Annotated in this window: 2 protein-coding genes; both read left to right on the forward strand. The window is 72.1% G+C overall.

The features are described 5' to 3' along the window. Nucleotides 1-802, forward strand: an 802-nt coding sequence (locus tag FJV41_RS49075) for an exonuclease SbcCD subunit D C-terminal domain-containing protein (RefSeq protein ID WP_181791516.1), incomplete at its 5' end; no start/stop codon positions are given. Continuing rightward, the coding region (locus FJV41_RS49080) for an AAA family ATPase (protein WP_141649495.1) at nt 799-1,579 on the forward strand (781 nt) is incomplete at its 3' end. The genes FJV41_RS49075 and FJV41_RS49080, both read left to right, overlap by 4 nt.

The raw sequence follows: 1,579 nt of genomic DNA on the forward strand, positions 1-1,579 counted from the left end.
GTTGTGTATAAGAGACAGGGCGGGGGACCGGTTGGTGGAGGGCGTTCGCGCGGTGTACTCGGAGGTGCTGGACGCCGCGCGGCACCGACGTCAGCCGGGTCAGGCGCTGGTGGCCATGGGCCATTGCTACATGACGGGCTCGGAGCTCTCGGTGCTCAGCGAGCGGAAGATTCTGGGCGGCAACCAGCACGCGCTGCCCGTGGAGCTGTTCTCGGACGATGTCGCGTACGCGGCGCTGGGGCACCTGCACAAGGCGCAGCGCGTGGGTGGGCGCGAGGGCGTGCGCTACAGCGGCTCGCCCCTGCCGCTGTCGCTGTCGGAGGCGGGATATCGGCACCAGGTGTTGCTGGTGGATTTGAAGGGGGACGCGCTGGAGGCCGTGCAGTCCCTGCCCGTGCCGCGTCGCGCGGAGATGGTGCGCGTGCCGGCGCGGGACGCCGCGACGCTGGAGGAGGTGCTGGCGTTGCTGGAGGCGTTGCCGGCGCTGGAGGAGGACGCGGTGGAGTGGCGGCGTCCCTACCTGGAGGTTTGTGTGTCGCTGCCCCGACCGGAGCCGTCGCTGCGGCAGAAGGTAGAGAAGGCGCTGGAGGGGCGCGCGGCGCGGCTGGTGAAGCTGACGCCCGCGTACACAGGCACGGGCGGCGCGCTGGCGGAGGTCCAGCCAGGGCTGTCGCTGCGTGAGCGCACGCCCGAGGACGTCTTCCGGGCGAGGTATGCGCGTGACTACGAGGAGCCGCCCTCGGAGGTGTTGCTGGAGGCATTCCACACGCTGCTGACCCAGGTGCAGGAGGACGCGTCATGAAGGTCCTCTGCATCCGGGGCAACAACCTGACGAGCTTCGCGGGGACGTTCGCGCTGGAGCTGGACCGGCCGCCGCTCGACAGGCTGGGGCTGTTCGCGATTACGGGCGCGACGGGCGCGGGCAAGAGCACGCTGCTGGACGCGCTGTGCCTGGCGCTGTTCGACCGGACGCCGAGGTTGGGCGGGCGGGGTGGTGTCCCGGTGGGGCGCGCGGACGAGGAGGAGGAGGCGCGGCTGTCCGCGTATGACGTGCGCGGCATGCTGCGGCGGGGCGCGGGCGAGGGCTTCGCGGAGGTGGACTTCCAGGGGAAGGATGGGAAGCGCTACCGGGCCCGCTGGTCGGTGTGGCGGGCGCGCAGTCGCGCGGAGGGGCGCTTCCGGCCTCAGGAGATGACGCTCACGGAGGTGGCCACGGGACAGCAGTTCGGCCGCACCAAGGGCGAGGTGCTGGCGGCCATCCAGGAGCGGCTGGGGTTGTCGTTCGACCAGTTCCGCCGCTCGGCGTTGCTGGCGCAGGGGGAGTTCGCGGCCTTCTTGAAGGCGGATGCGAGCGAGCGCGCGGAGTTGCTGGAGCGGATGACCGGCACGGAGGTGTACAGCCGGCTGTCCATGGCCGCCCACGAGAAGAACAAGGGCGAGCAGGAGGAGCTGGCGCGCCGGGAGCTCGGGCTGGCGGCGATTTCGCTCATGGAGGCCGGGGAGCGCGGCGCGGCGGAGGGGCGGCTCGTCGAGGAGGCCGAGGCGCGCAAGGGCGTGGAGGCGCGGCTGGGGGAGGCGG

Origin of the sequence: Myxococcus llanfairpwllgwyngyllgogerychwyrndrobwllllantysiliogogogochensis (assembly GCF_006636215.1) — a bacterium.
GTDB lineage: Bacteria > Myxococcota > Myxococcia > Myxococcales > Myxococcaceae > Myxococcus > Myxococcus llanfairpwllgwyngyllgogerychwyrndrobwllllantysiliogogogochensis.